We start from the raw sequence: 13,651 nt of genomic DNA on the forward strand, positions 1-13,651 counted from the left end.
CTGCGCATCGCGCCGATGGTGCCCAAGGTGACCACCGCGCTGCTTTGACGTCGAGCGTTCCGCGGGCGGTCGCCGCGGCACCCGTTCCAGCGTGCCGCGGCTTTCGCCCCGAGCGGTCGCGTCAAGCCGCGGCCGCCCCATCCAGCGTCGGATAGTCCACATATCCGCGCGCATCGCCGCCGAAGAACGTTTCGCGCTGCGCGTCGTTCATCGGCGCGCCCGTCTTCAGCCGCGTCACGAAGTCCGGATTCGCGAGCACCATCTGCCCGTACGCTTCGAGATCGGCGAGCCCCGTCTTCAAGTCCGCGCCGATCGCGTCGCGCGTGCGGCCCGGGCGGTTCAGGATCAGCATGCCGTTCCAGCGCGCGCAGGTCGGCCAGCAGCGCTTCATTGCCGTGATGCATCACGTGCAGGTAAGCGAGGCCGAGACGGTCGAGCTCGGTCACCAGATAGCGGTTCAGGTCCGGCCCTTGCTCGCCTTCGTCCACGCCGCCGAGCGTGGCGCCGGGCGACAGGCGGATCGCGGTGCGGTCGGCGCCGATCTCGTCGGCGATCGCCGTCGCGACCTCGATCGCGAAGCGGGCGCGGTTCTCGATGGAGCCGCCATACACGTCGGTGCGCGTGTTCGCATTCGGCGAGAAGAACTGCTGGACGAGATACCCGTTCGCACCGTGGATCTCGACGCCGTCGGCGCCGGCCTCGATCGCGCGGCGCGCCGCGGTGCGGAAGTCGTCGACGGTCGCGCGCACTTCCTCGGTCGTCAACGCGCGCGGCACCGGGATGTCCTGCATCCCCTTGACCGTGAACATCTGCGCGCCCGGTGCGATCGCCGACGGCGCGACACCCTGCCGGTGATGCGGCGTATTGTCCGGATGCGACATGCGCCCGACGTGCATCAGCTGGATGAACAGCCGGCTGCCGCGCGCATGCACCGCGTCGCTGATGGTCTTCCAGCCGGCGACGTGCGCGTCGGTATAGATGCCGGGCGTCGTGAGATAACCCTGCCCGTCGTCGGAGGGCTGCGTGCCCTCGGTGACGATCAGGCCCAGGCTCGCGCGCTGCGCATAATATTCGGCGGCCCATTGGCCGGGCGTGCCGTCGAAGGCCGCGCGGCTGCGCGTCATCGGCGCCATGACGAGGCGGTTTTGCAGCGTATAGCGGCCCACGCGGGCCGGGGTGAACAGTTGGCTCATGATGCGTTGCTCCTCGAAGTTCGGGACGGCGGCACCGGGACGATGCCGCTTCGGGCGCCGGCCGCGCATCGTTGCGCGGGCCTCGCCTCCACGCAGTCATCATCCATTGCTTCCTTTTCGGGATAAACCGGGTAATCTGGATAACATTGATCCAATGATGGAGCAGTCGACGTGGAATTGCTGAACGATATGGCGCTGTTCGTCGAGGTTGTGAAGGCGAAGGGCTTTCGCAGCGCGGCGGAAACGCTGGGCGTGCCGAATTCGACGCTGTCGCGGCGCATCGGCGCGCTGGAGAAGGCGATCGGGTTGCGGCTGCTGCATCGCACGACGCGCCGGATCGAGCTGACCGAGGCCGGCCGGCTGTATTTCGAGCGCTGCAAGCGCATCGTCGACGAGGCGCGGCTTGCGCACGAGCAGCTCGGCGGTCTGCTGGCCGAACCGACGGGCGTGCTGCGCGCGTCGTTTCCGGTCGATTTCGCGGTGACCTACCTGGCGCCGCTGATCGTCGAGTTCTCGAACCGCTACCCGAAGCTGACGTTCGATTTCGAGCTGACGTCGCGACGTGTCGATCTGGTGAGCGAACCGTTCGACGTGGCGATCCGCATGGGCGAATCCGAGGATTCTCAACTGATCGCGCGGCGGCTGGCTACGCTCGGGAACTACCTGTATGCGTCGCCCGGCTATCTCGACCGGGAGGGCGAGCCGCGCATGCCGGACGACCTGACGCGGCATGCGTGCCTCGGCCTCGCGAGAGCCGGCACGTGGACGCTGCACGATGGCGTGCGCACGGTGTCGGTGCCCGTGAGCAGCCGCTTCGCGGTGAACAGTGTCGGCATGCTGCGGCGCCTGGCCACGCTCGACGCCGGCATCATCGTGCTGTCGGAAGAGATCGTCGCGGACGACCTGGCCGCCGGCCGCTTGCGCCGCGTGATGCCCGCATGGGAAGGCGAGCCGGTTCCCGTCTATGCGATGACGGAAACGCGGCTGCTGCCCGCGAAGACGCAGCATTTCATCGAGTTTTTGCGGGAGCGTTTCGCGCAGGCGTGACGGGCGGTTGCGCGGGTATCTTGCCGTCGATCACTGCGTGCCCGACTTGTCGCTGACCGGCACCATGCGGGCTTTCGTATCGTTCACGGAATTCACGGAATTCACGGCCTTCGCGTCGTCGCCCGGTTCGAGCACGAAACGGAACGAATCGACCCGCTGCATCACCTTCGCCGCATACGCGTTCGAGCCGCCGCTGTAACTCCTCAGTCCGGCCCGCACATCGCCACCGGCAGCCCTCACGTAGCCCGACAGGATCGCCGACCCGACTTCGACGTTCGCGTTCGGTTCGGTCAGGTCCTTCACGTTGCGCAACAGGCCGCGGTGCGCGGCCGGCACGACCTGCATCAGCCCGGTCGCGCCATGCTGGCCGCGCGCCTTTTCCTGGAAGCGCGATTCGATCGAAATGATCGCGTAAACGAGTGCCGGAGGCAGGGAATATTTCGTCGCAGTTACGCTCACGATATCGGCGAGCTTCGCGGCCCGCTCCTTCGCGACACCGAATTTCTTCGTCAGGTAGGACGTGATGCGGCGGTTTGCTTCGTTGGGCTGATCGTTCGCGTCGGCGAGCGGCGCGGAGGCGGCGGGCGGCGCGGACGCAGCCATTTGCTCGGGCGCGGAGGCGACCACCGCCGACGCCTGTTGCGCCGATGCCGTGTGCGGCAAGCCGAGCGAAAGTACGATCAGCCAGAGTAACCGTCGCATGGTCGAGTGCGGGGAAATGGGAGGCGCATAGTATATCGGCCAATCGCGGCCGATGTGTGCGCGCGGGATCGAATGAAAGCGCAGTGTCAGCTTGTTGCGGTGCGCGGCGCCAGATCGTGGACCGTTGCGCGGACACACATCGGAGTCCAGAGCGACGTTGCGACCGATCCGGGAGCGCATCTCCGTCAGTCGCGATCGAGATCGGCCTTGAGCATATGAAGGCGGGTTCGTCCGTCGGGAGTGAAATGCGTACCGAAGCGTACCAGCCCTTCCCGATGCAGATGGCAACTCATGGTAAAGCTCAGCAGCATGCCGGGCTCGACATCCCGGACCTGGAGATCGATCGACTTGACGCGCGGCTCGTACTTGAGAATCGTCGCTTCGATTGAATGTCGGAGCCGGTGCGCAGACGATGGCAGATGACGATAGATTTCCGAAAGATCGTCCAGGCCGTAGTCCGGCAGATGCGCAAGACTGTTGCGTCGGCTGTTCAGGATGCGCTGTATGTTGTCCTGTACGGAAAGAAACGTCTGCGTCGCTGCGTCGAAATCGGCGATGTTGGAACCGTTTGAAAAATGTCCGGTGAGGGCTTCGAAGAGGCCGGGGCCCATCGGGTTCATCCATTCACCTCCGCGTTAAGATGAAAATTGTCCGGCACCTGCCCGGTATGAGAGCACCGGAATGTGAGTTGCAGGTTCATGGCTGCACGATTTCAGCGACTGAACGACCGAGCCATTCATTGAGCGCGAGATAGAGCATGCCCCCCATGATGAACGAGAGGGCGAGCCAGCTGAACGGCCCAAAGCGGCCGCTCGGCCGGCATGCGGTGACGCCATCGATCATGACGGGAAGGTGCGTGTCCGGCTTGCCGCCGAGGCGCTCATCGATTGCGTTCAGAAGCGCGGCATGAGCGCCACGCTCGCCGAGTGCGAGCTTGCCCGCAAACCCGAGATCCAGTATCGCCCGGAAGATCGCAAGTAGCGGCAGAACGGGGCGGGGCTCGGCAACGCGGTGTTCGATGCGCGAAATCACCTCGTGGCCGGCGTCGTTCCGGCCAAAGGCTTCGACCTGCAACGGTTCGCGCTCCCAGGCGGTGCGATCGTCTCCGGTCAGGTTGCGCAATGCCGTCTCGTCGAGTAATGCGCATTGGGCGTACAAGGCGTCCTTGATCACGTCCAGCGGATGGCCGGCCGACGTCATTTCGTCGCGCAGTCGGGCAACCTGTGCGCTGCACGAATGCCGAAGCGGGGCGAACGAATGGCGTGCCGGTTCGTGGGTGAGACTCGCGACGGTCATCGCGGTATCGCGTAAGGCGACCGGCAGCAGTATTGCGGCATCGACGGGCTGCGGCATCATGCGGGAAGCACCACGTAAAGTTCGAGCGAGACGTCGGGTACCGACGCGGGGATATAGAACTGACATGCCCGTGCATCCATCATGCGCTTGAACGCGGCGTGAGCACCGTCAAGAGCAAAGTACTGGTTCTCGATGCGAACCGGAATGGCGGCGGGAACGCGCGACATGGCGCGCAGCGGAATGCCGGGCAGCGCGGAGTTGACGATCTGCTCGACGTCGTCGGGCGATCCGGCCTTGCACAGGCGCGGTAGCTGTTCGAGCAACGCATGAGCGGGCAACCCGGACTGGACCGACAGGTAATACTCCGCACCTTCGACGAGCCGGTCGTCGTTGATTTTGCCCAACCATGACGTCCCGCGAAGCTTCTCCAGGGCGATCGGTACGACACGCGATGGAACGACCGTATCGAGGAGCGTGCGAATCAACGATTCGAGTTCCGCGAAAACCGGATCGGGATCGAGATGATCGTAGGCAGGAATGGATTGCAGGGTTTCCGCTGTCGAGAATGTCAGCAACGAACCGGCCAGGCGTGCCAGCGTGCCATACAGTCGTTCGGGGTGCTGATCGGGAGCCTGACACAGTCGTGCAAGCTCGGGCCAACAACTGTTCACGCTGTGCAACAGCCAGAACAGCGACACGTCGGCGACCGCGTAGTCGGCGATCTGATCGGAACGCTCCCGGCGTCGCACGGCGAGGCTGGCGCTCTTGGCCAGCAGGATCTCGGATAGCCGGGTCATGCGGCCGACAAGGTGGCTGCTGGCCGACAGGAACAGACACGGCGGCACGAAGGCGGCGTCCATCTCGAAACGCCCCTGCGCGTTGCGCGAGATTCTTCCGATCGGGCAGGTGACGTAGTCGCTCGACACCTCGAAATCGAACAGCAACGCCAGCGCATGGCGTTCTACGCTGATCTCCTCCACGTTGTCGCCGTTCACGTCGGCGACCTGGAGATACTCCCGCCGAAAACGCCGCGGCCGCGCAGGTCTTTCGTCAATGTCGATACAGTTGCCGCCTTGCGGATCGAGGAGCGGTAACCCGATGAGCACGACAACCGAATCGGCTTGCGCGGGGACGTCGTTCAGATCGCGCGCCGGCGGAAGGCGATCGGCCGACTCGCTGTCGACCAGGGTTCCGTCCGGCAGGCGCAGATCGAGTGCGGACACCTGCAGGCGATCGATCGTTAGGGCCTGGGTGTCGAACGCAATCCGGCATACGCCCCACGGATCGGGGCTCGTGATGCGCGCGATGCGTTCGTCGGTCGCGTGGTTCCACAACGCCTGCTGCTGAAAGTGCTGGGGCGTCATGAAAATTCCCTTGGCCCACAGCGGTCTCGTTATCTTCATCGTCGTTCGATAGGCATGAAAAATATAGTTTGAGGACGGCCCCGATAGTCAGCGTCGGTTTTTTGCCTTGGGCATTTGAGAGACGAGCGACAGGCCGATGTCCATCCCTTCGATCTGAAAGTGCGGAACCACGAACAGCCTGATGCGAAAAAAGCCGGGGTTGTCTTCGATGTCCTCGACGCTGACGCGTGCTTCCCGTAGTGGGTGCGATGTCTGCAGCTCGTCGCCTGGATCGGTCATTTCCGTTACGAGCGACTTGATCCAGGTATTCAACTCCAGTTCGAGCAGGCGCCTGTCTTTCGTCGTTCCGATGTTCTCGCGCTGGATCAGCTTCAGGTAATGCGCGATACGCGAGATCAGGAAAATATAGGGGAGTCGCGCATTGATGCGGCTATTCGCCGCTGCTTCCTTCGCCTCGTATGAAAGGGGTTTCTGCGCGGAGTTCGCCGAAAAGAAGCAGGCGAAATCGTGGTTGCGATAGAACGAAAGCGGAATCAACCCGAGGTTCGCGAATTCGGCTTCGCGCGTTTCCGGAATCAGCGCCTCGGTCGGAATTTTCGCCGGGGTTCCGCCGCCGAGATCGTAGAGATGAACTGGCAGGTCCGTCACGAGGCCGCCCGCGCGAGGCCCGCGAATCTGCACACACCAGCCGTTCCGGACGAAGCTCTTTACCAGGTTCGCGGCGAACACGAACGAGGCGCTTGCCCAAAGGTAGCGGCTGGAGTCGGCGCCCTTGACGGTTTCACGATAGCTGAACGCCCGAACGGGCACGGTGTCCGGGCCGTATGGCGGACGGGCCAGGAAACGCGGGAGCGTGAGCCCGACATAACGGGCATCGTCGGATTCGCGAAAACTTTTCCATTTCCGGTATTCGACGCGATCGAGATAACTGTCGACGTCCCGAATGCAGACGACTTCCTCCATCGTCCGCTTGCCGAAGAACAGCGGCGATACCGCGCCGATGAACGGCATGTGCGCCGCGGCGGAAACCTTCGAGATATCGCGCAGCAGCGCGATGTCCGGCGCGCTGCGATCGAATGCGTAACCGGCAATGATGGCGCCGATCGGCTCTCCACCCGGCGTGTCGTATTCGCGGACGTACGTATGCAGAAAAAGGCCGCTCTGAATGATTTCGGGCGAGTCCTCGAAGTCATGCCGTAACTGTTCCTTCGAGACGTCGAGCACTTCGATACGTACGTTCTTGCGGAAATCGGTGCGATCGACCAGGTATTTCAGACCGCGCCACGTCGATTCGATTTGCTGAAACGCGGCGTCGTGCAGGATCGCGTCGATCTGGTTGCCGATTCGCGCGTCCAGTCGGGCGATGTGGAAGTCGATCAAGCTCTTGTCCAGCACGTCGATCTTTTGCGACGTGCTCCCGATGGCGTCGATGAGTACGGCAATCGCATGCACCAAGCGCTCGCCTGCCGTCGATCTCGACACGATATCGGGCTGCGCGAACGCATGCAGAGGCTGCACGGGCACCGTGGGCGAGATGCCGAGCGTGTCGCACAGCGACGCATAGATTCCGTCCGACGACGCGGATGCGCCGGGGTCCGTGCTCGTCGCCGACTCACGCGGAGCGGTTTCGCGTTCCGACATGTCTCAATACTCGTCGATGATCACTTGATATGTACGAGTCAAGCAAGACGCACTCTCGAAATTTCAATCGATGAATGTGACTGATCGAAAGTATTCGATTGCTTTCTAGTACAAATTCCATTGATTGAATGGTCGGGTAATTACGAGATAAAGATTCGTACATCAAAATTCTAAGTTCGGATAAATAGCACATAAATTTCATCTTGAAATTTTCATTCGAAATAATTTTTGAAATTTGCGAAAAAACCATGAATGTCGATTCACAACGGATGCCGAACTGTTTACCATGCGTCGAAAAAATTCATATACCGGCTGTTGCGCCAGCGTGCGCGATATCGATCATGAGCATGATGCGAACGGGAAACGAGGGCGATGGCGGATCTGCTTGAAAGGGTGGAGAGGTACGGAGCGAATCACGAGGCGGTGACGGGGCGGCAGGCGTATTTCCTGGACGTCGCGGGAAGCGCTGCGGGCCGGGAATTGTCGGTGGTGTCGTTCACCGCAACCGAACGTATCGGCGATCCTTACCGGATCGTCATCGAGCTGACGCATCCGGACAGCCTCCTTCGCGGCGACTATCTCGGGCGCGACGCCACATTCACCATCGCCCCGGAAGATGGCACACGGTCGCGCGTGTTCGCCGGATGCGTGACGCACTTCGCAAAAACGAAGACGACGAAGGATTTCAGCCTGTACCGGCTGGTCGTCGAGGCGCACACCGCGCGTCTTCGGCTCGCACGCACGAGCCGCATCTATCAGCAACGGAGCGCACCGCAGATCATCGAGGCAATCCTGCGCCGCCATGGCTTCAAGGGGCACCAGTTCGCGTTCGCGCTGCGCCGCCAGTATCCGCAGCATGCATTTCGTTTCCAGTATCAGATGTCGGATCTGGCCTACATCGGCATGCTGATGCAGAAGGAAGGAATCTACAGCTACTTCACGCAGGGCAAGCATGGCGATGTGCTCGTGTTTGCCGACGACGTCGATCACTACGTCTACGCGCCGGAACTGAATGCGCGTTATCGGGAGACGGCCGGCCTGGAGGCCGGCGTCGAGGCCGTGTTCGCGCTCGAGATGCACGCGAAGACGGTTCCGCAATCGATTCTTGTCGCGGATTACAACCCGGATCAGGCCTGGGAGCGCTTCAAGGCCGATGCGAACGTGGCGAAGAAGGACGTCACGACTTACGGGCAAGCCTACGTTTACGGCACGCATCACCTGGATCAGGAGGGCGCGCGCTGGGAGGCGCAACTGCGTCACGAGGCGGAGATCGCATGGCAGGTGATCTACGAAGGCGAGAGCAACGTTCTCGAACTGCGGCCGGCGCGTGTGCTACGCGTCGACGAAGCGTTGCCGGATGCACCGACCGGCCAGGTCGTGGTTGAAACGGTTCACACGGGCGGGCGCGGGCGCGCCTATCGCAACACCTATCAGGCGATTCCCGCGGATCGCCGTATCAGGCTCAGGCTCGACGAGGCGGCGTGGCCGAAAATCAACGGCACGTTGAGCGCGCGCGTCACGTCGCCCGGCGACTACGACTATGCGTACCTCACGCAGCAGGGCCGCTACACGGTGCGCTTCGACCTCGACTTCGACGAATGGAATCCCGGCGGCGAGAGCGTGCCGCTGCGGCTTGCGAAGCCGTTCGCCGGCAGCCTGCAGACCGGCTTTCATTTTCCGGCGCTGCACGGCGACGAAGCCGTGGTGGCCTTTCGCGACGGCGATCCGGACAAGCCGTACCTGTCCCAGTTTCACCACCACAGCCAGGCGGTCGACCTCGTCACGAATCAGGATCGGTGGCTGTCGCGCAACGTGATCCGGACGCAGAGCAACAACAAGCTGCGGATGGAGGACTGGCGGGGATGCGAAGGCATCAAGCTGTCCACCGAGCATTCCGGCAAGAGCCAGCTCAATCTCGGTTATCTGGTCGATTCGAACAAGCAACGGCGCGGCGAAGGGTTCGAGCTTCGCACGTCGGGATACGGTGCGATTCGTGCCGGGAAGGGGCTGTTTGTCACCACCGACGATCGACCGAAAGCCGCCGGCGATCAACTCGACATGCAGGAGGCGCTCGCGCGTCTGAACGACGCGCAGGCCCGCATGGAAGGGCTGGCTCAGGCGGCGGCCGTCGCGCAGGCCGATGCGGCCGATGCCAGATCGATGCAGCAGGTGCTCCAGGACCAGATTCGCGATCTCAGGCAAGCGGTGATGCTGCTGTCGTCGAATGCGTCGATCGCGACGGTTACGCCGGATACGCTGATTCACAGTGCCGGCGCCAATCTGACGATGACGGCCGGCGCCAATGCCGATATCGGCGTGCTGCGCAAGTTCACAGTCGCCGCCGGCGAGACAGTCAGTCTGTTCGTGCAGAAGATGGGTATCAAGCTGTTTGCCGCGCGCGGCAAGGTGCGGCTCCAGGCGCAGCGCGACGAAATGGAGCTGACGTCGCAGCAGAACCTGACCGTGACCAGCAGCGACGGCCACGTGATCGTCCAGGCGGGCAAGTCGATCATGCTCACGGACGGCGGTGGCGCGTACATCAAGCTCGACAACGGCAACGTCACCATCGCATCGCCGAACAAGGTGACGATCCGCATGGCCGACTTCGCCTGGGACGGGCCGGACAGCGCGGCCGGGAAGCTGCCGGCGTTTGCCGTCTGCGCGGGGTCGAAGGCGGCGGCGTCGATCGCCGGTGAAAACAGCATGGCGTTGTCGTGATGGCGAATCCGCAAGCTACCACCCGCGTTTCGCGTTGCGAGCCGCCGGCACTTGCAAGCGGCGGCTTTCTGCTGGTCGATCCCGATGCATTTTCCGACGTCGACATGATTGCCGCGCTGAACCCGACGCGGTGCAGCCCGACCAACTGGGGCAAGGATCCGGCCGGCCTGCCGGCGATCATCGATCTCGGTCGGTGCGACGAATGGCAGATTGCGTGGCTGGCAGCGGTGCTCGACGTGGAGCACGCGAACCGGAAGCACACGCCGTTGATGGCGGCGGGAATCGGCGCCTATATCGACGCATCCGCGTCGCTCGATGCGCTCGTGGAGCACATCGCCGGTCTTCTCCTGGTGCTGCCGGTCAACCGGCACGGCAATCGCTCGCCCGGCGGCGCGCTGTGGCGTTTCTTCGATCCGCGCGTGTTTGCTCATCTGTGCTGGATGCTCGATTCCGGCACGCTCGACGAACTGGTCGGGCCCGTGTCGAGCTGGTCGTTTCCCTGGCTGGATGGGTGGTTCAGATTCGACGTGAAAGTTCGGCATGCTGATGAGAACAGGCAGGCCCCTGTCGTGTTGTTCGAGGCGCGCGCCGGTGAGTTCCGGCGCATCGACGCTGCCGTATGGGCGCGGGCCCAGCGAATCGCGAGCATCAATCGGGTGGTCGCTTGCCTCGATAACCCGGAGGAACTCGACTGGCCGCAGCGGGTTGCAATCGCGTCGCGAATCGAATCGGCATTGACGGCGGCCGAGCACAGGCTGCATTGGCGCGACCGGGAGGACTGCGTCCGCTATGCCGAGTACGCGGTGCGCTACGGCGCGGCGTTTCTCGATCATCCGAAGCTGGTCGACTGCTGGGCGCGGCTGGAAACCCGCGCCGCATCGATGGGCTGGGCCGACGTGATGGCTTTGCTGACGCCGGACGAGCATTGCGCGTTGTCTGGGTGCGTGACCGATGGCGTAGCGCCGGATCGGCCATTGACGAATCACTTTTTACTCGACGGGACCTGACATCGATGACCGCTGCGACAGAACCGAAGTGCGATCTTTGCGACAAGCACGGCTTGCTGCTGATGCCGGTGCGCTATGCGGTTGCGCCCGTCAGCAGCGGGCTGCCGGCGGTGAGCGCGCCATTGAAGGTCGAGGATGCGGCGCGTAGCGTGGGCAACGGCAAGCCGCAGAACCTGGCGATGCAGGGTGGCAGTGCGCGATACACGGCGCGGCTGCTGCGCAGCGGCTATCTGTATGTGTACGACGAGAAACGCGACCGGATGGACGCGTACTGGATCACGGAAGACGGCAACTATCTGCGCATCGCGCCGGAAGCCGCGGTGCCGGACGGCGCGAGATCGGCCAGACCGTGCAACTTCACCGGGCATCGGGAACTGGCGGGCTGCATTGCGATTCCGGACGCGCGCGACGCGGGCATCGTCTGGCTCGGATATTCCGACGTGCAATGGACGCAGGCCGTGATCGACGCGCACAAGGGGGCGAACGGGAAGCGCCTGCGCGAACTGCACATGCGGGCGTTCGATGCGGGCGCGTGGGCGAACGCGCATCCGGGTATGACCGGGAAGAGCGCTTCACGCGGGCGGGGCGGGGTTCCGCATGCGGTGCCGATGAGCGAGCTTGCGACGACCGTGGGCGAGTACGCGACGGCCAAATCCGTGCCGAACGGTTTCGCGCCGTCCTCCGTGCCCCGTTTCCATTTGCATGCGGGCAAGGCCGACGGTGTGCTGGCGGCGTGCAGCCGGCGCAGCCCGGAGCTGCTGGGCGCGATCGTGGCGGTGGACGATCCGGCCGGTGTCGCGCAGGACCTGGCCGCGCTGATCAACTGGCACAAGGAACGGTTGAACGATACGCGCGTGGAGAAGGAGAAGTACGGGGCCGGATATGGCCCGTATCCGACGACCTACCGGGACCTGGTCGCACTCGATGTGGCGATCAAGACCTTGCATGCGTCCAACGATGTGAAGGTCAAGAGGGAGGTGTTCCAGCAGGCGGACGACCTGGCGGACTACCTCAAGGTGAGTTACGAGGTTGCACGCGAGCATGGTCGGGCGATGGGAAGTGCGCCGCCCAGGAATCCTGCGCGCGAGCAGGAACTGGACGCACTCATCCGGCACCCGTCGCCGGAACGGTGGGAGAACGCGCAGCAGAAATCGTGGAATGCGTTTCTGGTCAAACTGAACGTCGACGCCTACGGCAAGTGGAAGACGGAATACGAGCAGGCGGAGAAAACGTTGCATACGCAACATATCGAACCGTTGGCGAAGGCGCATGCAGCGTGGATGCAAAGCAATCAGCTCGCCAACAAGCTCGACTGCACGCACGACGGCAAGGATGCGTTGGCCGGTGACGTCTACGCAGAGACGCTGCAGCGCTGCATGGCGGCGACGCAGGAGATCGCGGGCTGCAGCGAAGTTTACGTGCGCTGGCTGAAGGGCGCGATCACGGAGAAGACCAATTTGCTGCTGCGTGCGCTGGTGCTGCGTCAGGACGATCTGATCGAGGCACTCGCGGCTGCGCCGCTCGATCCGGAGGCGGTGCCGTGGAAGGCCCTGATGGATCGGTACGCACAGCGCTGCCAGGCGCTCATCAAATCGGACCCGGTCGCACAGGCCAAGGCGCGGATGAAGCAGGCGGCGGCGGACAAGGCCAGGGCGCAAGCGGAAGCCGCTCGCCGAGAGCTCTCTTTCGCGGCCGCGATGTCGTCGGGCGTGGCGCTGTTCGACAACCCGCTGAGGCGCGCTGCCGAACAGAAGGAAGCGGCGGCGAAATCGAGCCAGGCGCAAGCCGAGCAGGCGAAGCAGGAAGCCGCGCCGAAACTGTTGCCGGATTCGGTGGCGAACGTGCTGACGCAAATTGCCCGACCGTTGGCGACCGTGTTGCGGGAGTTCAACGAGAACGCGGCGGAGAAGACGCTGGCGCGGTGGATGGCGGTCGTTGGCGTGGCGCTGAAGATGCCGGCGGGCACGGTGGAGATCAATGGAACGGCGCGGGACACGATCAAGACGCTGTCGAAACTGTTCGTCGACAACCTGGTGGATGCGGGGGAGCAGTCGGGCAAGCCGCTGTCGGCGCAGCAGGTGAGGCAATTGACGACGCTGGCGGAGCGGCAGGTGGTGGGGAGTTTTGCGAGCGGGAATCTGGCGTCGTTCGAGGCGCGGGCACGGGATGGGAACGTGAAGGCGCGGCTGGTGGTGTTCATCAACGACGACATCCGAGAGGCACTGAAAGCGACGAGCGATCCGACGTTGAGGGTGAAGTTGCTGGCGGAGAAGGTGACGTCGCCGGGGAGTGTGCGTGAGTTCCGGTTGCTGCGGGCGAAGCTGGGGGCGTCGGTGTATGGGGCGGCGACTGAAGGCGCGCTGACGGCGATCGATGCGGTGTGCAAGTACGCGGGATGGAAGGCATTGCTGGATAGCGAAAGGAAGGCGCTGTCGTTTCAGAAGACGCGGCAGCAGGATTGGCGGGAGACGCTGGGCGGCGCGCTGTTTGTGGGTGCGCTCGGTACCGGGGTGGGGAATGTGGCGAAGACGTACGGGACGTGGCGGAATCAGTACGCGACGGGGATGGCGGAGCGGGTGGCGGGCGGGAAGCTGGCGACGCGTGCGGATATTGCGCTGCGGGTGGCGGGAGTGGTGGCTGCTGCGGTGTCGGGGGTGGTGGCAGTGATGGATTTTGTTGATGC

9 protein-coding genes and 1 pseudogene are annotated in these 13,651 nt (G+C 63.7%); 4 read left to right on the top strand and 6 right to left on the bottom strand.

Annotation, left to right across the window (positions count from 1 at the left end; all coding sequences use genetic code 11):
• Window positions 1–121: 121 nt before the first annotated feature.
• A pseudogene (locus HWX08_RS31800) lies at window positions 122–1,193 on the bottom strand (alkene reductase).
• Window positions 1,194–1,364: 171 nt separating this feature from the next.
• Between HWX08_RS31800 and HWX08_RS31805 the strand changes: the two are divergent.
• Window positions 1,365–2,240 carry a LysR family transcriptional regulator gene (locus tag HWX08_RS31805; RefSeq protein WP_174921867.1) on the top strand — a complete coding sequence of 292 codons (876 nt, stop codon included), beginning with the start codon at window positions 1,365–1,367 and terminating at the stop codon, window positions 2,238–2,240.
• 30 nt (window positions 2,241–2,270) lie between these two features.
• Here the strand turns inward: HWX08_RS31805 and HWX08_RS31810 are convergent, their stop codons facing one another.
• The 5 genes from HWX08_RS31810 to tssC all read right to left on the bottom strand — a co-directional run bounded on the left by HWX08_RS31810 (window position 2,271) and on the right by tssC (window position 7,243).
• On the bottom strand, window positions 2,271–2,942 hold the full coding sequence (locus tag HWX08_RS31810) for a lytic transglycosylase domain-containing protein (RefSeq protein ID WP_174921868.1): 672 nt from the start codon (window positions 2,940–2,942) through the stop codon (window positions 2,271–2,273).
• A gap of 185 nt (window positions 2,943–3,127) precedes the next feature.
• The gene (gene tssE, locus HWX08_RS31815; RefSeq protein WP_174921869.1) at window positions 3,128–3,562 is read right to left on the bottom strand and encodes a type VI secretion system baseplate subunit TssE; all 435 of its coding nucleotides are present in this window, start codon (window positions 3,560–3,562) and stop codon (window positions 3,128–3,130) included.
• Between the two features lie 76 nt (window positions 3,563–3,638).
• Window positions 3,639–4,298 (bottom strand): DotU family type IV/VI secretion system protein, encoded by a 660-nt coding sequence (locus tag HWX08_RS31820; protein WP_174921870.1) that lies wholly within the window; start codon window positions 4,296–4,298, stop codon window positions 3,639–3,641.
• Window positions 4,295–5,641: a type VI secretion system baseplate subunit TssK gene (gene tssK / locus HWX08_RS31825; RefSeq protein WP_076606033.1), complete on the bottom strand. Its 1,347-nt coding sequence runs from the start codon at window positions 5,639–5,641 to the stop codon at window positions 4,295–4,297. Before tssK ends, HWX08_RS31820 begins: the two co-directional genes overlap by 4 nt.
• A gap of 48 nt (window positions 5,642–5,689) precedes the next feature.
• Window positions 5,690–7,243 carry a type VI secretion system contractile sheath large subunit gene (gene tssC / locus HWX08_RS31830; protein WP_174921871.1) on the bottom strand — a complete coding sequence of 518 codons (1,554 nt, stop codon included), beginning with the start codon at window positions 7,241–7,243 and terminating at the stop codon, window positions 5,690–5,692.
• A gap of 372 nt (window positions 7,244–7,615) precedes the next feature.
• Here tssC and HWX08_RS31835 point away from each other — a divergent pair, with 372 nt between their 5' ends.
• The 3 genes from HWX08_RS31835 to HWX08_RS31845 all read left to right on the top strand — a co-directional run.
• Window positions 7,616–9,961, top strand: coding sequence for a type VI secretion system Vgr family protein (locus HWX08_RS31835; RefSeq protein ID WP_174921872.1), 2,346 nt, complete (start codon window positions 7,616–7,618; stop codon window positions 9,959–9,961).
• Window positions 9,961–10,968: a hypothetical protein gene (locus HWX08_RS31840; RefSeq protein ID WP_174921873.1), complete on the top strand. Its 1,008-nt coding sequence runs from the start codon at window positions 9,961–9,963 to the stop codon at window positions 10,966–10,968. The genes HWX08_RS31835 and HWX08_RS31840 overlap by 1 nt, the downstream gene beginning before the upstream one ends.
• A 5-nt stretch (window positions 10,969–10,973) precedes the next feature.
• Window positions 10,974–13,651, top strand: a 2,678-nt coding sequence (locus tag HWX08_RS31845; RefSeq protein ID WP_279610529.1) for a T6SS effector BTH_I2691 family protein, incomplete at its 3' end; no start/stop codon positions are given.

It is taken from the genome of Burkholderia metallica (genome assembly GCF_902832845.1).
Classification (GTDB): domain Bacteria; phylum Pseudomonadota; class Gammaproteobacteria; order Burkholderiales; family Burkholderiaceae; genus Burkholderia; species Burkholderia metallica.

Coding starts and splice junctions, on each gene's coding strand:
- HWX08_RS31810 (WP_174921868.1), bottom strand. CDS start 2,942: ATGCGACGGTTACTCTGGCTGATCGTACTTTCGCTCGGCTTGCCGCAC.
- tssE (WP_174921869.1), bottom strand. CDS start 3,562: ATGAACCCGATGGGCCCCGGCCTCTTCGAAGCCCTCACCGGACATTTT.
- HWX08_RS31820 (WP_174921870.1), bottom strand. CDS start 4,298: ATGATGCCGCAGCCCGTCGATGCCGCAATACTGCTGCCGGTCGCCTTA.
- tssK (WP_076606033.1), bottom strand. CDS start 5,641: ATGAAGATAACGAGACCGCTGTGGGCCAAGGGAATTTTCATGACGCCC.
- tssC (WP_174921871.1), bottom strand. CDS start 7,243: ATGTCGGAACGCGAAACCGCTCCGCGTGAGTCGGCGACGAGCACGGAC.
- HWX08_RS31835 (WP_174921872.1), top strand. CDS start 7,616: ATGGCGGATCTGCTTGAAAGGGTGGAGAGGTACGGAGCGAATCACGAG.
- HWX08_RS31840 (WP_174921873.1), top strand. CDS start 9,961: ATGGCGAATCCGCAAGCTACCACCCGCGTTTCGCGTTGCGAGCCGCCG.